The 19,174-nt window shown below is 39.3% G+C and carries 16 protein-coding genes and 2 riboswitches; of the genes, 9 read left to right on the top strand and 7 right to left on the bottom strand.

Translation table 11 applies throughout. The features are described from left to right. Positions 1-56: 56 nt before the first annotated feature. From AKG34_RS27830 to AKG34_RS03455, 4 genes are all read right to left on the bottom strand, one after another. Complete coding sequence (locus AKG34_RS27830) at positions 57-224, bottom strand: hypothetical protein (protein WP_157444591.1); 168 nt, start codon at positions 222-224, stop codon at positions 57-59. A 140-nt stretch (positions 225-364) separates the two neighbouring features. Continuing rightward, entirely contained in the window at positions 365-784 is a 420-nt protein-coding gene (locus AKG34_RS03445) for a flavodoxin domain-containing protein (protein WP_098175860.1), read from the bottom strand. Next, positions 774-1,826, bottom strand: coding sequence for a ribonucleotide-diphosphate reductase subunit beta (locus tag AKG34_RS03450; RefSeq protein ID WP_053344792.1), 1,053 nt, complete (start codon positions 1,824-1,826; stop codon positions 774-776). Before AKG34_RS03450 ends, AKG34_RS03445 begins: the two co-directional genes overlap by 11 nt. A 39-nt stretch (positions 1,827-1,865) precedes the next feature. Continuing rightward, complete coding sequence (locus AKG34_RS03455; RefSeq protein WP_082612979.1) at positions 1,866-4,163, bottom strand: ribonucleoside-diphosphate reductase subunit alpha; 2,298 nt, start codon at positions 4,161-4,163, stop codon at positions 1,866-1,868. Positions 4,164-4,300: 137 nt separating this feature from the next. Then, positions 4,301-4,481, bottom strand: a riboswitch (cobalamin riboswitch). 293 nt (positions 4,482-4,774) lie between these two features. Between AKG34_RS03455 and AKG34_RS03460 the strand changes: the two genes are divergently transcribed. Then, complete coding sequence (locus tag AKG34_RS03460; protein ID WP_053344793.1) at positions 4,775-5,704, top strand: manganese-dependent inorganic pyrophosphatase; 930 nt, start codon at positions 4,775-4,777, stop codon at positions 5,702-5,704. A gap of 129 nt (positions 5,705-5,833) precedes the next feature. Here the strand turns inward: AKG34_RS03460 and AKG34_RS27835 are convergent, their stop codons facing one another. Continuing rightward, positions 5,834-5,980 (bottom strand): hypothetical protein, encoded by a 147-nt coding sequence (locus AKG34_RS27835; protein ID WP_157444088.1) that lies wholly within the window; start codon positions 5,978-5,980, stop codon positions 5,834-5,836. Positions 5,981-6,062: 82 nt separating this feature from the next. After that, the gene (locus AKG34_RS03465) at positions 6,063-7,520 is read right to left on the bottom strand and encodes a SulP family inorganic anion transporter (protein WP_053344794.1); all 1,458 of its coding nucleotides are present in this window, start codon (positions 7,518-7,520) and stop codon (positions 6,063-6,065) included. Positions 7,521-7,907: 387 nt separating this feature from the next. Between AKG34_RS03465 and AKG34_RS03470 the strand changes: the two genes are divergently transcribed. The 8 genes from AKG34_RS03470 to AKG34_RS03510 all read left to right on the top strand — a co-directional run bounded on the left by AKG34_RS03470 (position 7,908) and on the right by AKG34_RS03510 (position 18,746). After that, positions 7,908-10,121, top strand: coding sequence for a helix-turn-helix domain-containing protein (locus AKG34_RS03470; protein WP_053344795.1), 2,214 nt, complete (start codon positions 7,908-7,910; stop codon positions 10,119-10,121). A gap of 610 nt (positions 10,122-10,731) precedes the next feature. Continuing rightward, positions 10,732-10,822: riboswitch (cyclic di-GMP riboswitch) on the bottom strand. 484 nt (positions 10,823-11,306) lie between these two features. Then, a complete protein-coding gene (locus AKG34_RS03480) occupies positions 11,307-12,443 on the top strand; it encodes an acyl-CoA dehydrogenase family protein (protein WP_053344797.1) in 1,137 nt (378 codons plus the stop codon). 21 nt (positions 12,444-12,464) lie between these two features. Further along, the gene (locus AKG34_RS03485; protein ID WP_053344798.1) at positions 12,465-13,325 is read left to right on the top strand and encodes a 3-hydroxyacyl-CoA dehydrogenase family protein; all 861 of its coding nucleotides are present in this window, start codon (positions 12,465-12,467) and stop codon (positions 13,323-13,325) included. A gap of 13 nt (positions 13,326-13,338) precedes the next feature. Next, on the top strand, positions 13,339-14,112 hold the full coding sequence (locus AKG34_RS03490) for an enoyl-CoA hydratase/isomerase family protein (protein WP_152952337.1): 774 nt from the start codon (positions 13,339-13,341) through the stop codon (positions 14,110-14,112). A gap of 47 nt (positions 14,113-14,159) precedes the next feature. After that, positions 14,160-15,341 carry an acetyl-CoA C-acetyltransferase gene (locus tag AKG34_RS03495; protein ID WP_053344800.1) on the top strand — a complete coding sequence of 394 codons (1,182 nt, stop codon included), beginning with the start codon at positions 14,160-14,162 and terminating at the stop codon, positions 15,339-15,341. 34 nt (positions 15,342-15,375) lie between these two features. Further along, entirely contained in the window at positions 15,376-16,965 is a 1,590-nt protein-coding gene (locus tag AKG34_RS03500; RefSeq protein WP_236694869.1) for a class I adenylate-forming enzyme family protein, read from the top strand. A 19-nt stretch (positions 16,966-16,984) separates the two neighbouring features. Further along, complete coding sequence (locus AKG34_RS03505) at positions 16,985-17,422, top strand: acyl-CoA thioesterase (protein WP_053344801.1); 438 nt, start codon at positions 16,985-16,987, stop codon at positions 17,420-17,422. Between the two features lie 19 nt (positions 17,423-17,441). After that, positions 17,442-18,746: an MFS transporter gene (locus tag AKG34_RS03510; protein WP_053344802.1), complete on the top strand. Its 1,305-nt coding sequence runs from the start codon at positions 17,442-17,444 to the stop codon at positions 18,744-18,746. A gap of 115 nt (positions 18,747-18,861) precedes the next feature. On the opposite strand, the gene AKG34_RS03515 is transcribed toward AKG34_RS03510, so the two are convergent. Continuing rightward, positions 18,862-19,174: IS3 family transposase (locus AKG34_RS03515; protein ID WP_152952338.1), on the bottom strand; the 313-nt coding region annotated here is incomplete at its 5' end.

Below are 19,174 nucleotides of genomic sequence, written 5' to 3' on the forward strand. Positions count from 1 at the left end.
AAAAAAAGACTCCGATTCTGGAGTCTTTTTATTTTTCCTCTGAAAAGAAAAAATTTTTAATCCCCTTTTCTGTTGGCTATTTCCTTAAGTAATTTATCCAATTTTTCTTCGATCCGTTTAGAACGATTAAAATGCTGGGACAGGTTAATTACTAAAAATATTAAGATTACTGCAAACAATAGCATAAAAAGTATGGGGAGTAACTGAACGATAGTATCAGCCATAGTATTTCTCCTTTTTTCTTCATTATATACCATTATTATCCTTAGTATGATGCAGGGATTAAATGATTTTCATAATCAGGATTCTGCTTTTTACTAATTAACGAATGAAAGGGATATGCATAATCGCATATCCCTTTCATTCAGTTCTTAAATAAAGAGGCGAACTTTTGAAGTCTTGGCAAGTCTGACTCTTGATACATTTGTTCGATTTTTAAAGTCACCAATAACTGGCTCTTTGCAAATAGCATGTCCCGAAAATGATCGACAGCTCCGCAAAAATGACTGTAATTGGTTTCTCCTGTCCCGAAGACGCCTGTCTTTAGATGAGAAATCGGTAATTGCTCTAGTTCCGCATAAAAGGCAGCTGTTTTGGCAGGAAGCTCTCCATTACCCCATGTATAGGTACCGATGATCAATGCATCGTATTCTGGCAATATACCGGTATCAAATTCGCTAGTTCGAAAAAGTTCTGCTTCTGGCAAAAGGGAAGCAAGGGCTTCAGCTAGTGCTTTTGTATTGCCGCCGGCCGAATGATAGACAATTGCAATTTTATAGCTCATCGAACCCATTGCTAGCATTTACTTGACTGTATGTTCTTGATTTTTGTTCAAAGAAATCAGTTTTGGTGAGGCCAATAGATTCGTCGTCGAATGTTTTAATCCATGGCATCGGGTTCTCACTATACTCTTGATACAAGTTTTCAAGTCCTAGCATACGCAGTCGTTTGTTGGCGATGTATTCGATGTACTCGTTGAATTCTTCCAAGTCGAGATCTGCTTTGGTTTGGATATCCTCAAGCATATACTCAGACCATTCTTTTTCAAGTTTAACTGCTCTTTCAATCGTTGTATAGATGAACTTCGTGTTTTCTTCATTATTTAACTCAGGGTATTCATACATCAAGATTTGTACGAGCATTCCGATGAAATCGAAGTGAACCATTTCATCGCGATGTATATAGGAAATCATTGTAGCCGAACCAGTCATTAGGTTTTGACGCCCTAAGTTGTAATAGAAGGCGAATGCCAGGTAGAAATAAATACCTTCGAGGTTCGTGGAATGGATGAGTGCTTCAAATAAGTGTTGAGGACTAGGATCGTCCACAAACGTTTGATAGGCATCCACAATCGGTTGATTCCGCTTTATCACTTCCGGGTGTTCTTTAATGCGGTCGAAAAGTTGTTTTTGCTTGCCTACCGGAATCAAGGAAGCAAGGATATAGGAATAAGATTCATTATGAATAGATTCCTGCTGGGCCATGTTGGCCAGGATCGCTTTTGCTGCCGGGTCTTTGATGTAACGAAGGATTTCCACTAAAGTCGGCGTTTGAAGGCTGTCCATTCCTGCAATCATCGTAAGGATATCAAGGAAAGCATCCTGGATATCTTCATCTAATTCGCCCCACTGCTTTTTATCCTGAATCATGTTCACGCTCGAAGGCTTCCAAAAGTTATTGATGAGTTGTGTATACGTATCATAGAATTTTTCATACTGAATATCGTTCCATAGGAGAAAGCCTGAAGCTTCCCCTTTGAATACGCCCGTTGCTTTAGTTGGATGCGTAGGTTCGAGCATCCGGATTTTTTTGATATGATTGGTCATTCGTAAAACTCCTTTAAAAATAGATTACTGATTTGATCGTTAACTTGAGCAACTTTCGCAGGCATTATCATATTCAGATGAAGTGGAACGAACATAATATGTTGATTTCAATCCACTTTCCCATGCTGTTAAATGGATATCCAATAGAACTTTAGCCTTGATTGTGTTGTGGACATACAGGTTAAAGCTGATAGCTTGGTCAATATGACGCTGACGGGCTGCATTTTGTCTGATGCTTTCCAGTTGGTCCAAGTTAAATCGTGTTTTTTTATAATATTCATACGTATTAGGCGTCAATCCGGGTGCTGTCACTTTGAATTTGAAGTTTTTCTTTTCTTCATAAAATTCAATTTCATATAAGGGATCGATTCCATCAGTGGAGTTACCGATTTTAGCCGTTGATGAATTAGGTGCAATGGCCATTAAATATCCATTTCGGGTACCGTGTAGCTGCACATTTTCTTTTAAATCCATCCATTTTTCATCGGTATAGTCACGAAGTTCGAAATATTGGCCTGTATGCCAATCAGATCCTTCAAAATATGGATACGTTCCTTTTTCCTTAGCCAATTCATTGGACGCTTTGATTGTTAAGTAAGCAATTTTTTCGTATAAAGTATCAGCATATTGAACGGCCTCATCTGATTCCCAATATATATTCTGGGTGGCAAGTAAATGATGCCATCCAAATGTTCCTAAGCCAATTGCCCTGTAACGCTTGTTTGAGATGGATGCTTGCTTGACCGGGAGATTGTTCACATCAATGACGTTATCGAGCATGCGGATCTGAATCGGAATCAATCTTTCTAATACATCGCTACGTACCGCGCGAGGCAGGTTAATGGAAGAAAGGTTACATACAACGAAATCGCCGCTTTTACGAACTACAACTACATCGCCATCTTCAGTTTCGTATTCATCCGTGATCGTTGAAGGGCTTAAGTTTTGAGCAATCTCTGTGCAAAGGTTGGAACAATAAATCATTCCTTTATGTTTATTAGGATTCTTACGGTTCACTTCATCACGGTAGAACATATACGGTACGCCTTCTTCTAGCTGAGAAATCATAATGCTTTTCATAATGTCCATCGCGTTGATTTTTTCAAAGCTATAGCTAGGAAGTGTGCCATTTTCCGCAGCCTCCACAGCTTGAGCGTAATGATTTCTGAAGCTTCCTTCGCCTTTTTTCTCGTCATAAAAATCTTCGAGTGAGAATCCAAGGGTTTGCTTTACGGTATGTGGGTCGAAAAGATACCATTCTTTCCGATCGCGTACGGCTTCCATGAACAGATCAGGAATACATACACCTGTAAAAATATCATGAGCTTTCAACCGGTCATCACCGTTTTGTGTCTTTAAGTCAAGGAAACTCATGATATCTTTATGCCAGGCATCCAAATAAATCGCGATTGCTCCTTTACGCTGGCCCAATTGATCGACGCTGACAGCAGTCTGGTTAAACAAACGGATCCAAGGGGTTGTGCCTGAACTGTTTCCAGAAAAACCACGGATATCAGAACCAAGTGAGCGGATTTTACCGACATAAAGTCCTACACCACCGCCGAATTTAGATACTTTAGCGGCATCGTAGTTGGATAGATAAATGCCATCAATAGAATCTTCAATCGCGTCAATAAAGCATGAACTTAACTGACCGTGAGTTTTTCCTGCGTTTGATAGGGTAGGTGTCGCGACGGTCATATACAGATTGGACATCGCCCAGTATGCCTCTTTGACAAGTTGCAGGCGGTGTTCTGTTTTTTCCATTCTCATAATTTCCATAGCGATGATCATGAAACGCTCCTGAGGCAGTTCGTAGACCTTGTCTTTTTTCGGACGGGCTAGGTAGCGGTCGTTTAATAAGTAGATGCCGATATAAGAAAATAGTTTATCTTTTTCCGGATCGATCACTAAGCCTAATTCTTCAATTTCTTCTTTGGAGTAAGAGTCGAGTAGTTCGGGTTTATAAATCGGGTAGCGTTCCCCCTCTTGCTGTTGAGAGAGTCCTGCGATTAATTCATAGAACGGTCCGTAGCTCACGTTCTCATAACCGCGATTCGCTTGTGCATCCCTGTACATCGTATTCAAAAGTTCTGCCGCAGCAACAAACGTCCAATCTGGAGCATCTATGTCTACACTTTCGAGAGCAAGCTGGATCAGTTTTTTTGAAGTTTGTTCTTCTGTTGAGTCACTTTTACGATCTAGCCATTTTGTAAAACGCTTTTTGAACTTTTCCATATCTAGCCGGCCTTCGAATTCCTTGGATAACATCTCAAGCTGGATAGAACTTGTTTCTGTGTCATTTTTCACTATAGTAGAGTTATATGTTTGAGTCATGAATAATCCTCCTTGTAAACTTCCGTTAAATAAAAAAATCCGCCCAATAAATTGAGCGGATCAAACGATAGAATAAAAGAGCCATGAAAAAATAGCCGTTATACTATCGTTTCATCATCTCAATCCCCGAAGAATAAGAAACGTGAAAAATCCAGGCAGGTCTCCTGACTCATGATCATCCTACTTTGAGTTCTTCCCGTATAAAGAGCTATACAGTGGTTTTCTCATTTCGTCACATTTACAGTTGCGGGGACAGTTCCGGGTTTACACCGGATTCCCTTTTCAGCCATCACTGGCACCTTGGATTACAAATAATTCTATATATAGTTATGTGTGTGGTTTTTAATATCAATATCTAGTATTTCTGCTTATATTATCGTAATCCATATGAGACGATAATTCAACTAATATATTTGATAAAAACCAATCCTTATCTATTGACAAAGTGAGGGGAGAGGGAAAAAGAGTGAAAGAATTAATAGAAAAATGGGAAATTCAAACGCTGAATGTAAGAGATTTTATGTTAAAATAAAGTGTATAGTAAAGGTGGCTCTCCCTTATTGTAATGATGGGGTTCCCAGAAAAATATTTATTAAAAAGGAGAAATAATCTTGGAAAAAGTATTAGTTTTTGGACATAAAAACCCAGATACAGACACAATTTGTTCAGCTATCGCTTATGCGGATCTGAAAAAACAACTAGGTATCAATGCTGAACCTGTTCGTCTTGGTGAAGTGAATGGTGAAACTCAATATGCATTAGACCAATTCAAATTCGAAGCTCCTCGTCTTGTAGAAAAAGTGGCAGGGGAAGCGGATGGTGTAATTTTAGTCGATCACAACGAACGCCAGCAAAGTGCTGAAGACATTGACCAAGTCCGTGTTTTAGAAGTTATCGACCACCACCGTATCGCTAACTTTGAAACAAGCGATCCTTTATATTACCGCGCAGAACCAGTTGGCTGCACGGCAACTATTTTAAATAAAATCTATAAAGAAAACGGTATTGAAGTGCCTAAAGCAATCGCAGGTCTAATGCTATCTGCCATCATTTCCGATTCTTTATTGTTCAAATCTCCAACCTGCACAGAGCAAGATGTTGCAGCAGCAATGGAATTAGCGGAGATTGCCGGAGTAAATGCTGAAACATATGGCTTAGAAATGTTAAAAGCAGGCGCTGACCTGAGCGACAAAACAATTGCCCAGCTAATTACTCTTGATGCAAAAGAATTCTCTATGGGAACTGCGAAAGTGGAGATTGCTCAAGTCAATGCTGTGGATCCGAACGAAGTTCTTGCAAAACAAGCTGAATTAGAAGCAGCTATTAAAGCTGTTATTGCTACGAAAGAATTAGATTTATTCTTATTCGTTGTAACGGATATTTTAACAAATGATTCTGTTGCCTTGGCTCTTGGGAAATCAACGGAAGCAGTTGAAAAAGCTTATAACGTTACATTGAGCAACAACATTGCCGTCTTAGAGGGCGTTGTATCACGTAAAAAACAAATCGTGCCGGTTTTAACGGACATATTCAGTAAATAAAGATGTGAAAAGGGTGCTCTGAATACTTCGAGCACCCTTTTTATGTAATATTGTGAGGGTCAACAAATTTCAATCATGTCTATAAAAAAGACTCAAACAAGCCATTTAAATGACGTTTGAGTCTTTTTTTTAATTCAAAGCTTCCTTCTCTTTTTCATAGGCGATAACAATTAGTTCTTTATTTGCGTCCTGGCCTAGCTTGCTTTCAAAGCTTTTTAGTTCATTCAGTAAATCTTGTGACAGGTTTGCTGCCGTATAATCCTGCTCGGATATCATACTTTTTGCTCCTTCCATCTAGATATATTTCATGTTATCTATTTTGTCGGTTTAAAAAGTTTCTATTCAGCAAAATTTAAACTTAAGATATTTTACTATCATAAGTGGCGAGCTTTTCAAGCAATTGGGAACTTTCATGATCGAGACCAAGCACCTGAACAGATTTACCATGTAGCCGATATTTAAGGACAACCTTATCAACTGCGCCGACTGCAGAAGCATCCCATATTTTTGAATGGGAAAAATCAATGGTGATGGAATCAGCCTTTTCATTTACATCGAACTTGGAAACAAAGTCCTGAACAGAGGCGAAAAATAATTGTCCGGTTATACGATAAATAATTTTCTTAGCCTGAATGTCCTCTGTTTTTTCAACCGACACTTTAGAAATTTTAGCCGAGAAGAAAATCATGCTCAAGAGAACGCCGGCAAATACGCCTTTTGATAAATCATGCGTATAAAGAACAATGATGACAGTTACAATCATTACAGCTGCATCCGTCTTAGGAGCTAGTCCGAGCCTCTTCAAGGAAGACCAGTCGAATGTTCCTATTGAAACCATAATCATGACTGCAACAAGGGCTGCCATTGGAATTTTAATAAGGACGTCATTCAGTATCATGATTAAAACCATCAAAAAAGCCCCGGCAACAAATGTTGAAAGCCGACCTCTGCCGCCAGACTTAATGTTAATTCCAGATTGACCAATCATTGCGCATCCTGCCATACCGCCGAAACACCCGGCGATAATATTCGCAATGCCCTGACCTTTGGCTTCCCTATTTTTGTTGCTATCTGTATCGGTCATCTCATCGACAATTTGAGCCGTCAATAATGATTCAAGCAACCCGACAAATGCAAGTGCTATGGAATAAGGAAAAATGATAGCCAATGTTTCAAATGTAAAAGGAATATCTGGAAGCATGAACATTGGAAGAGCCTCGGTCAATTGCCCCATATCCCCAACAGTACGCACAGTGGCCCCTGTTGTAACTGCTACAATAGTCATGAATATGATAGCGACCAGTGGTGAAGGAATGATTTTGGTGATGCGTGGAAAAAGATAGATGATTGCAAGTGAAACTGCCGTCATGACATACATAATCCACGTTTCACCCACGAAATGAGTAAGTTGGGCCGTGAAAATCAAAATGGCTAGAGAATTCACAAAACCAGTCATAACAGGCTTCGGGATAAACTTCATTAACTTTCCAATTTTGAAGACCCCTAGTAAAACTTGCAGTATACCAGTTAAAATTGTTGCTGCAAGTAAATAGTTCAAGCCATGATCTTTTACAAGATCAACCATGACTAGCGCCATTGCCCCAGTAGCGGCTGAAATCATACCTGGTCTTCCGCCGACAAAAGAGATGACGATGGCGATACAGAAAGAGGCATATAACCCTACCATTGGGTCGACCCCGGCAATAATGGAAAAGGCAATCGCCTCAGGAATCAGTGCCAGTGCCACGACAATACCGGAAAGAACATCTCCGCGAACGTTGCCGAACCACTCCTGTTTTAATATAGATGTATTCAAAGAAACACTCCTTTTTTCATTATATATGTGTTTTAATTTGCTTTTTTAACGCAATAAATTATAGCATGGCTTATTCATTCTATCTATGGATAATAGAAACAACTAAATATGGGCTATTCATTGATTAGCTTTTTACTTTTGAGACAAAAAGTCTGGATGTCTCACAGAAGGGGAAGAAATACTTTAAGTGAAATGTATCGATAAGGGGTATAGGGGGGATCTAGGGCATTTTTTCGACTTTGGTGAGGTATGAATCATTGGGTTTAAATGTTTGAATTTCCAAAGACTTCTGTTTACCTTTTGCGATATGTTACTATTAATATACTGATTTTTCTGTATTTACTGTGGGTTATTCTTCAACAATGGATAAGAACAGGGGATGCTCCTATGAATAAAAGTGAGAAGAGAACGAAATTAGTAGAAAAAATTGAAACGCATTTAAGATTGACTGCAAGAAATTTAGTGAAATTCGATACAATTCAAGAAACATTAGATTTTACGGTAGAATCATTTCAACTGGAGTTTTCATGGGATTTCGTGGCAATCGTTTTAAGAGAAGATGATATCTTATATCCAAAAGTCTGGAAAGGAGGTTCGCCGCATTTTGCAGATTCCTTTCCAATTCACCTAAGTGAATGCTCTCCGGAGATTCTCGAAGAAGGATGGGATATTAGGAAAGAAGAAAGCAGCCTCAATTGCAAATTTTATAAGTTAATGAAAAATGAAAGAATTTCAACCTGGTTTACCGTACCTTTAAAAGATGATGGAATCAGCTATGGGTTCTGTATTATTGGTTTTCATAATTTCGTTCCTTTAATTTCTGAAGTTGAGCAGATTTTTGTTGAATTTGGAAAAGATGTCGCAGTTGCTATGCAGCTTGCAAAGGAGAAGGAATTTGAGAAACGAAAGTTAAGCAGTATAAGATGGGTCAATGAAAATGTGACCCCGGGTTCATCGATGGAAGAGTTAGTGCAAAAGGTGCTAGAGCTATCATGCCAAGGTACGATGGCGGAGGACGCCTCCATCTATTTGTTCGATGAATCGGAAAACTGTTTTTATTTGCAAAGCCCTTTGATAGGCTCTCCTAAACTGGAAGAAAATATTAGGGTTATAGGAGAGAATGAATTAAGTACATACTTTCCATTTTTTGAAAATTCGGGTGGCTTTCAGTTGTCGGTTCCGTTGGTGGTTAATCTTAAGACTGTGGGAATGATTCATTTAGCCAATAAGGCAATGGGCGCATTCACAGTGGGGGACCTTGAGCTTCTAAAATTTTTATCAAACCATGTGGCCGCATTATTTGAAAACGCTAGATTATATTTAAATGAAATTCATTTAAAGCAGCGGTTACAAAAGATTATGGGATATCAGCAGGAACTGGTCAAAGAGACATTGTACGGGGAAGATTTTGATGTCATCACGGATACCCTCAGCGGGTTGTTGTCCTGTTCAATCATTCTTTTTGATAGATTCTTCAGGTACATCTCTATTCATCTAGAAAACGAGGATGAATATTCACTTCCCGATATATATAGTCTTATTGAGAAAGAGAAAGCGAAAATCAGTAAGGAAAAACGGGGAATATGGCTCGGAGATTTTAAAAAGGATTCTACTACGATTGGTTTTTGGCCTGTAATAGGAAGTGGGGAATTATTAGGCTATTTAGCGATCATCACAAATAAGAATGCTGTGGATGAGGTTACGAATTTAACAATTGGACATGCGCTAAATGTATATGCCATTCAGTTCATCAAACAAAAACTGATCATAGAAACTAAAGAGCAGGTGAAGGACAGTTACATAACTAAACTGTTTGAAGAGAAGATAGAGGATAAGGCTAAAATAGTGGAATACGCGACGCTAATGAACATAGATTTATATCGGCCACACCGGATTGCTGCATTAAAACTGGAAGAGGAATCTTTACTTTCCCATTCGAACCTGATCGAGAGAGAAGCAGAAAAAGCCTCGGAATGGGATCATATGAAAGAACAGCTGTATCTTAAATACAAAGAAATCATCGTGACTAAAAGAGATGATATGATGATTCTCATGATTCCAGTAGAAAGAGAAAAAGACCTGGCTTCCTCTTATTGGGGAGAGTTATATCAATATCTTAGAGAGCAACCGATTTTCAAAAAGCTTTCCTTGACGATTTATATGGGAGTGGGAGGGGCGACGGATAAGCTGGAGGATTATTATTATGCCTACAAACAGGCCATGCATGCTTATAATGTTAGCCGAAATGGCTTCCCGAAAAATGGACTAGCTATATTTGATGAATTGGGTTCGTATTCTCTTTTAAATAACCTGAAAGACCCTGCACTTGCCGATTTATTTCTGAAAAAGTATTTAGCTCCGTTGATGGAATATGCAAAGGGAAGTGGAGCAGATCTTATGAATACGCTAAGAGCCTATTTATTTAATAACGGAAATCTGAAAAATACCATGGATGTACTTTTCATACACCGCAGTACTCTGCGCTACAGGTTGGAAAGAATTCGTGACATTCTAGACATGGATCTAGAAGACGCAGAAACGCGATTAAATCTGATGATTGCTTATAAACTTCATGATTTATATCAATCCAGCCAGTTATAGACTGACAAAATGTGTCCTCCTCAACATAATCAATGATAATAGGCCTTGAAGGGGGCTTTTTTTTGTGAAAAATTTTATCTGCGATTCCATTAGTAATAGAAGAGTTTATAAGATTCAAGTAGCCTTTTGTTTACTTGCACAAGCTTTCTCTCTTCATCTTACATGTTATATGGTGGGACTCAAGCAAGCTTTAGAAGAAAGAAGGAAAGAAAGCCAGTGCAGAGGAAAAAGCTACGTGTGAGCGCTTCTGTAATCGAAATGATAGGGTGAATAGAATTTAGGCCTATGATCCAAGAAAGAGCAAGCAAGTCTACTCAAAAGAATGACCAGAAACTATTCTTTATAAATAATGCTTGATTTACATTCAGGACATGTTACTTCTTTATAATGCTTGAAGCTAATCTTTCTAAGATCCCTTCTGGTTAACATAGTGAATACATTATATCTTGCGCCGCATGCACAAGTATATTTGTCTTTAACTATGTGTCTTTCATCTGTATTAGCTGAATAAATAGTAGGAAAAAACATATAAAACCCTCTTTTATTTAATTTTAGGCAAATTAAAAAGGGGGCAAGAAATAAATAATTAATTAATCTAATCAAGATATATCTTGGCAACCCGGCTGCCATGACAACTAAATTGTTGGTTTAGGCCCGTGGCTTTGCGTCTTTTACTTTCATAAAATTTGCCTAAAATAATCTTAACATAAACTTTAACCCGTTTTGGAAGTGCAGAAAAAATACTTATCTATTAAATGGGAAGAACTAATGAGGGAAAGAACAAATGATAAGCGAACTTTCCTTCGGTATGGTTCTTCTCGAAGGGTTTTTATTCCAAGATGTAACTGCCAATTAGGATATATATTAATTTTATCAGGTAATGGTTATCTAAATAAGAGTTAGTAAGAGAGTATATTTATATATTTCCTAGTACAACGTATTAGTCAGGCTGAATTATGATCATTGGATAAATGGGAAAGCGGCTTCTCAAATATAAAATGAGGGTTATTCAAACTGAGGGTATGATACACAGTTGGTTTACACTCTGGATCTCGATTGGTACAAAACGTACGAATTAAAGGGATCCGTTTAGTACGCTATGTACCTATAACTGGTTAATATATGGAGATATAATGACAATTATTAGATAATAAAATAAAAATTCAGTCAATTAGGAGGGCACCTATGGATTTCAACTTAACAGATGATCAGCAAGCGATTGTTTCGATGGCAAGGGATGTAGTGAATGCTGAAATCATTCCACTAGCAAGAGAGTTCGACGAAAGAGAGGCTTTTCCGGTAGAAATCATGGACAAGTTGAGGGAATGTGGACTATTCAATCTATCTATTCCTGAGGAATACGGAGGTCCTGGAATTGATAAATTATCACATGCCTTAATCGTGGAAGAAATAGCAAGAGGCTGTGCTGGCATAGCAACTTCATTGGAAGCTAATTCACTTTCATCTTATCCAATTTTAGTTGGTGGGGATGAATCACTTAAGCAAAAATATTTGAAACGTTTAACCGAAGAAGGGCAATATGCTTCTTTTGCCTTAACAGAACCGGGCGCGGGCAGTGATGTATCTGGCATGTCATCAACTATTGTAAGAAAAGATGGCGGTTACATATTAAATGGGGAAAAGTGTTTTATCACCAACGCAAGTTATGCTCATTTCTATGTAGTACTCGCCAAACAGACGCTTGAAAATGGGGAAAATTCTTTTACGGCTTTAGTTGTCGAAAGAGATTCTGAAGGTATTACGGTTGGTGAAAAGGAAAAGAAAATGGGGCTTAGAGCTTCTAACACAGCTTCGGTTATCTTCGATGATGTCTTTGTACCCCTTGAAAATCGAATTGGAGAAGAAGGAAAAGGTTTTAAGATTTTTATGAAAGCCCTTTCTTTTGCGAGGCCGATGGTTGGAGCCCAGGCGGTAGGAATTGCACAGGGAGCATATGAAAGCGCTTTAAATTATGCGAAGGAAAGAAAACAATTTAAAAAGCCAATCGCTAATTTCCAATCCATCCAATTCATGCTGGCTGATATGGCGATGACCATTGAAGCATCAAGGTTATTGGTTCATAAGTCTGTCTTTCTCTTGGAACAGGGTACGCCTTCAGCGAAGCATGCTTCTTTCGCTAAATGTTTCGCTGCTGATACCGCAATGAAAGTAGCCGAAGATGCAGTGCAAATTCACGGAGGTTACGGATTCATTCGGGAATATCCAGTTGAGAAGTATTTCCGGGATGCTAAAATCATGCAAATTTACGAAGGTACAAATCAAATACAACGTGTCGTCATTGCAAAAGAGATATTGAGCTAACTAAAAAAGGAGGAAATGAAAATGGCAGAGACAATTATCGGGGTCGTAGGATCAGGAACAATGGGGGGAGGAATCGCTCATCAAGCAGCGTTATCCGGTTTCAAAGTAATTTTATGTGATGTAGAAGATCGATTTTTAGATAATGCGATTAATAGAATGGAAACGTTCATGGATAAAAGCGTAGCAAGAGGCAAGATGAAGGAAGAGCAAAAGCCTGAGGTGCTGGGAAGAATCACAACAACGACTAATTTGGAAGATTTAAAGGAAGCCAACATTGTTATCGAAGCAATCATCGAGAACTTGGAAGCGAAGAAAGCGATATTTTCCCAGTTAGATAACGTTCTTGGCGAAGAAGCGATAATTGCTACCAATACTTCATCGATGTCGATCACAGTCATTGCAGGAGCGACCAAGCGGCCTGAGAAGGTAGCGGGTATGCATTTCTTTAACCCGGCGCAAATCATGAAATTAGTGGAAGTGGTCCGTGGTTATAATACAAGCGATGATACCGTATCAAAATTAATGGAGCTTTCAAGGGCATTTGGCAAAGAACCAATCGAAGTCAAAAAAGACTCGCCTGGATTTATCGTGAACAGAATCATGATTCCGCAATTCATTGAAGCCATCAAATTGGCTGAAGAAGGGGTAGCTTCTTATGAAGATATTGATAAAGCCGTTAGATTGGGATTGAATTATCCAATGGGTCCTTTTGAATTGCAGGACTTTGCGGGTGTCGATATTGGTTTGCACGTCATGGATTATTTTTATGATGAATTTAAAGACGGTCGTTTTGCAGCTCCTCAACTTATCCGCCAAATCGTAAATGCAGGACGTACAGGTAAAAAGGCAGGTGCAGGATTTTATGACCACGACAAAAAATGAGGGGGCAATAAAAGTGGAATTAGAAGTGTTGAAATATGAAATTGAGCAAGGGGTAGCAACTCTTTATTTGAATAGACCCCCTCACAATCCATTAAACTGGCAGTCTTTTAAAGAACTTTCCATGCTTATGGATCAATTGGACCGTGACAGCAGGGTTAGAGCAGTGATCATTACGGGCAGTGGCGATCGATCATTTGCAGCCGGCGCAGACATAAAAGAGATGATGAACCTGACGGAAATGGAGATTCTGCAGAATAATGAAATTTCCCGAGGAGCTTTTGAAAAAATGGAACGGCTGTCAAAACCTATAATTGCAGCTGTAAATGGTCTTGCTTTAGGCGGCGGTGCGGAGCTTGCCCTTGCTTGTGATTTGATTATTTGTTCTGAACGCACGAAATTCGGATTTCCGGAAATTAATCTGGGGATTATTCCAGGAGGCGGAGGAACTCAGCGTTTTCAGCGTTTAGTTGGCCAAAAAGCGGCTAAGGAAATTCTGTATTTTGGCGAAATGTTCTCAGGTGAAAGAGCCTATGAACTTGGTGTTGTTAATAAAGTCGTTCCTGCAGATCAACTGTTGACTGAAGCGAAAGAATGGGCAGTAAAATTGGCAGGTAAATCTTCGATGGCAATGAATATGATGAAAAAGGCAGTTAATGCCGGTGCCAATACAGACTTAGATACAGCACTGGATATTGAAATGGCTTGTTTTGGTAACGCGTTTGCCTCTTCTGACCGTAAGGAAGGCATGCAGGCCTTCGTAGAAAAAAGAAAAGCTATTTTTAAATAACAAAATGGGGGCGCCAGCGTCCCCTTATAAAAGGGAGGATACAAAACATGGCGGGAAACGATATTGTTTTAATAGAGGGAGCAAGAACGGCATTTACTGAATTCGGGGGATCTTTCAAAGATGTTTCAGCTATTGACCTCGGTGTAATAGCTTCTAAGGAAGCAATGACTCGTTCAGGGATAAAACCAGAAGAAGTAGATCAAGTAGTGATGGGGAATGTTATTCAATCAAGCGGCGACGCTGTGTTCCTAGGTAGGCATATTGGATTGAAATCTGGTATCCCGCAGTCAACACCAGGGCTTACCGTCAATCGTTTATGCGGTTCTGGATTGCAGGCCATTGTATCGGCAGCCCAATCCATCAGACTTGGTGAATCACAAGTAGCCCTTGCTGGTGGAGCGGAAAATATGAGCCAAATCCCTCATGTTATTCGTGGAGCACGCTTTGGAATTCCTCTTGGGCAAGCACCAATGGCCGATTTTCTATGGGAATCCCTATATGATCCATATGGAGATTGCACGATGTCCATCACGGCAGAAAATATTGCCGCAGAGTATGGTATCACCCGAGAAAGCTGCGATGAGTTCGCAGTAAGAAGTAATGAGCGGGCACTAGCCGCCATCGAAAAAGGTTACTTTGGCAAAGAAATTACCCCAGTAGCTATTAAAACAAGAAAAGGCGAAGTGAATATTGATCGGGACGAACATCCTCGTGCTTCAACGTATGAGAAAATCTCCAAGTTAAAAGCACGGTTTAAAGATAATGGGGTCGTTACAGCAGCCAATGCAAGTGGTATCAATGATGGAGCGGCAGCGGTCATTCTAACATCTTCAGATTATGCTGAAAAAAATAACATTAAACCGTTAGCCCGTCTCGTTTCCTATGGAATCTCCGGCGTTGATCCAAAATTAATGGGATTAGGTCCAGTTACGGCTATTCAGCAAGCGCTTTCAAGGGCAGGGATGGATATTAAGGATCTCGATCTTGTTGAAATAAATGAAGCATTTGCTGCACAATATCTTGGGTGCCAAAAACTGCTTGATTTTGATCCTGAAATTGGAAATGTCAATGGAGGCGCAGTGGCTTTAGGCCATCCGTTAGGTGCAAGTGGTGCACGTATTTCACTTTCCCTAATTTATGAATTGCAAAGACGCGGAAAAAAGTATGGCGTATCTTCGCTTTGTATCGGTGGAGGTCAAGGGATTGCTGCAATTTGGGAAGCAATTTAATGAATCGTTTTAGTTAGTAAAGGAGGTAAGGTATTTGATAGCCAATCATACTGGGACGAATTCTTATACAGTATCACAGGTCTTTAAACATGCGGTTTTAACCACACCGGAAAAAGAAGCAATATTTGATGGGGAAAATCGTCTTACCTATGGTGAAATTGATGTAGAGGCTGATTTATTAGCCTCTGGATTAGTTCAGCTAGGTATTGAAAAAGGCGATCGGGTCGCGGTCTGTTTACCAAATTGGAATGAATTTATGGTTATTTTCATGGCACTATCTAAAGTAGGTGCGATACTTATTCCTTTAAATATAGATTACCGCAAAAATGAAATCATTTATATTTTAGAAAATTCGGGTGCTAAAGCTGTTTTTTTCTCAAACACTTTTGGTAAAGTCGATCAATTCCCACAATTGATGGAAGCCCAAAAAAGCATTTCCACATTAATACATCTCATCTCCGTCCGTTTTCAACATGATTCCATTAACAATTATGATCGTTTAATTCAATTAGGAAGAAATCACAAAATATTAAAGACACCTAAAGTGGAAAATGATGATATCTGTGTGATCCTCTATACTTCTGGGACGACAGGCAATCCAAAGGGAGTCATGCTCGCCAACGAGAACGTGGTGAGTATATCAAGAACAGCAGCTTATAAAATGGATTGTAGTCCTGACGATGTATTTTTAATCCCTGTTCCTTTATTTCATATCATGGGCTTGATGTTCATGTTGCGTTCCATTTCCTGTCAGGGAAGACTCGTTTTAATGGAAAAATTCAAAGCGGAAAAGGCATTGGAATTAATTCAACATGAAAAGGTGACCATTCATCCGGGAGTGCCGACCATGTTTATCCTAGAATTGAATCACCCTAACTTTTCTACATATGATCTTTCGAGCTTACGAACCGGGGAAATGGCTGCAGCACCTTGTCCGATTGAAATTCTTCGTCGGATTAAGAATGAGATGAAATGCAATATCCTAGTGGCCTATGGTATGACGGAAACATCTGCAAGTTTATCGATGACGAATTTCGAGGATGATGACCATCTAAGGGCTGAAACGGTAGGCAGAGCGATGCCGGGCGCAGAAGTGAAAATTGTGGATGATAACCGGGAAGCAGTTCCGCCAGGTGTAGTCGGAGAACTTGCCTGCAAAAGTACAGGCCTGATGAAGGGGTATTTCCAGATGGAAGAAGAAACAAAAAAGGCTACGGATGAACACGGGTGGTTTTATTCTGGAGATCTGGCCACGATGGATGAAGCAGGATATATCCGGATTGTCGGCCGTAAAAAGGAATTGATCATCCGCGGGGGGTACAATATCTATCCTCGTGAGGTAGAGGATGTCTATTATCAACACCCGAGCGTAATGGAAGCAGCTATCATTGGCTTACCGGATACGGTACTCGGAGAAATCACTTGTGCTGTAATCCGTTTGAGGCCAGGTAAGCAAGCTTCCGAGCAGGAACTTAAAAAATTTGCCGAACAAAGACTCGTGTCATATAAGATTCCAAACAAATTTGTCTTTATGGATGAACTTCCTATGACATCATCAGGGAAAATATTGAAACGAGAACTAACAAAGCGAATAGAATCAGAGCTCAAAGAAGAATTGCGGTAATAAGGAAGGGGGAGGAGAAATGAGGGAGAATGAGCACAAGTTTATGATTGAATTCGGGGAGACAGATGGAGCGGGTATTGTTTATTTTCCTAATTATTTGAAGTGGTTTGATAATGCAACACATCACTTTTTTCGGTCCATGAATTTGCCCTTAGCGCAATTAAAAGAAAAGAATATTATTTTGCCTTTGATTGATGTGCGCTGTACGTTCGAAAAGCCGCTTCATGAGGATCAATGGATAGTCATTAAGACCACAGTTGGGAAAATGAGTACAAAAACCATTCAATTCATACATGAAATATTTTTGAATGGCGAGAGGGTCAGTTATGGGTATGAACTTCGTGGATGGGTTTTAAAAGGAGAAAATGGGATAGCAGCTCAGCCGATTCCAGAGGAAATAAGGGAACTAATGAAGTGTGATGATGTAGTAAATAAGAAAGAATTGTTAAGTAGATAAAAGTTGGAAGAGGTCGATCATGGATATGAATTCTATTCAAAAGCAAGGTGTCATTTCAAAGCAAGGTTGGATTATGATTATCCTTTTGTTTTTCTTGACTGTCATTAGTAACGTGGACAAAGCCATCATTGGATTTGCTTCCGTCCAAATTATGGATGAGCTAAACATCACACCCACGCAATGGGGATTAGTGGGCAGTGTGTTCTTTTGGTTATATTCTTTATCAGCTATTTTAATGGGTGCTTTATCCGATAAAATTGGGGCCAAACGGGTCATTACCATCATTGCCATCATATGGGCTGTGGTTCAGTTTTCTACTTTTTTTGTTTATAGTTTTCCATTATTATTGGCAACAAGACTTATTTTAGGTGCTGGAGAAGGGCCTGCCTATTCGTTGGCCATGACTTCTGCTTCTAAATGGCTACCTAAACAAAAGCTTAGTTTTGGATTGACGCTTGTTTCGATAGGAGGACCTTTAGGTGTAGCCATTTCTGCTCCTATCTTGATGTATATTATGCAGAGTTTTGGATGGCGAAGCGGTTTTATAGCAACAGCTGTTGTAGGTGTAATTTGGGTTCTCATTTGGCTGAAATTCAGCAAAGAACAACCAGAAGAAAAGGCTTCCTCTATATCCACACCGATAGAAATGGGCATGGAGGAAAGAGAAAAGGAAACAAAATTCACAAATTCCCTATTTTCGAAAAACTTCCTTTTCATTGCACTTTGTGGATTTGCAACATACTGGTCTTATACATTTGGCCTTAATTGGTTGCCTAATTATTTGGCTAATGTCCGGCAAATCAGTGAGGCCCAATTAAGCTTTGCCGTTACAGTTCCATGGATCTTAATTACTCTTTCACAATTATTCTTCTCTTTCTTGTCTGATCGGTTATACAGTAAGACGAATAGTATCATCCGTTCCAGAGTTTTTGTACTCGGTCCTGTCATGATAGTAGGTTCTGTATGCTATATCCTGGGGACCATGGTTTCTTCTGATATCCTAGCAGTTGGGTTGCTTTCTTTAGGATTAACCTTTGGTTGTATAACTCTTATTCTTGGACCGACTTTGTTAGTAAACCTTATCTCCAAAAGGCATCAGGGTAAAATTCAAGGATGGTTTATGGCGATTGCCTCATTAGGTGGGATTGTGGGTCCTTATATTACAGGACTTTTTGTGGGAAATTCTGTGTCAGCGACGACTGGTTTTCAATATTCCTTTTTCACCTGTGCGGGGCTCTTATTCGTTTTTGGAGTCACGGCCTGTATCGGAATACGTCCAAAAAAGAGTCCGGTTTCTGAGGTATCTACCAATACGGCTATATAAGGGGTTTGGTATGAACATTGTGTAAATATGCATTTTACAGAAAATATAAAGAATCCATTTTGAAAAAAGTTGAACAGCTCCCTGTCAAGTAGACAGTGGAAATAATAAAAAAGCTTTAAGCGACTTGAGCCCTGTATTCCAATGGGCTTAAGCCGTTTAATCTTTCTTGGTAACGTTCGTTATTGTAAAACTGGATATAATCATTTATCGCTTGTTGTAACGCTTCAAATGTCTCATACTTATGTAAGTAATACTTTTCACATTTCAACGTCCCCCAAAACGATTCCATTGGTCCATTATCTATACATTTTCCTACACGTGACATGCTATGAATCATTTTTGCTTTTTCTATTTTTCTCTTAAACCCATGTGATGTATATTGATACCCTCGATCACTATGAATCAATGGATGTTCATTCTCTTTTAAT

The organism is Peribacillus butanolivorans, from assembly GCF_001273755.1.
GTDB lineage: Bacteria > Bacillota > Bacilli > Bacillales > DSM-1321 > Peribacillus > Peribacillus butanolivorans.

Coding starts and splice junctions, on each gene's coding strand:
- AKG34_RS27830 (WP_157444591.1), bottom strand. CDS start 224: ATGGCTGATACTATCGTTCAGTTACTCCCCATACTTTTTATGCTATTG.
- AKG34_RS03445 (WP_098175860.1), bottom strand. CDS start 784: ATGAGCTATAAAATTGCAATTGTCTATCATTCGGCCGGCGGCAATACA.
- AKG34_RS03450 (WP_053344792.1), bottom strand. CDS start 1,826: ATGACCAATCATATCAAAAAAATCCGGATGCTCGAACCTACGCATCCA.
- AKG34_RS03455 (WP_082612979.1), bottom strand. CDS start 4,163: ATGACTCAAACATATAACTCTACTATAGTGAAAAATGACACAGAAACA.
- AKG34_RS27835 (WP_157444088.1), bottom strand. CDS start 5,980: ATGATATCCGAGCAGGATTATACGGCAGCAAACCTGTCACAAGATTTA.
- AKG34_RS03470 (WP_053344795.1), top strand. CDS start 7,908: ATGAATAAAAGTGAGAAGAGAACGAAATTAGTAGAAAAAATTGAAACG.
- AKG34_RS03480 (WP_053344797.1), top strand. CDS start 11,307: ATGGATTTCAACTTAACAGATGATCAGCAAGCGATTGTTTCGATGGCA.
- AKG34_RS03485 (WP_053344798.1), top strand. CDS start 12,465: ATGGCAGAGACAATTATCGGGGTCGTAGGATCAGGAACAATGGGGGGA.
- AKG34_RS03495 (WP_053344800.1), top strand. CDS start 14,160: ATGGCGGGAAACGATATTGTTTTAATAGAGGGAGCAAGAACGGCATTT.
- AKG34_RS03505 (WP_053344801.1), top strand. CDS start 16,985: ATGAGGGAGAATGAGCACAAGTTTATGATTGAATTCGGGGAGACAGAT.
- AKG34_RS03510 (WP_053344802.1), top strand. CDS start 17,442: ATGGATATGAATTCTATTCAAAAGCAAGGTGTCATTTCAAAGCAAGGT.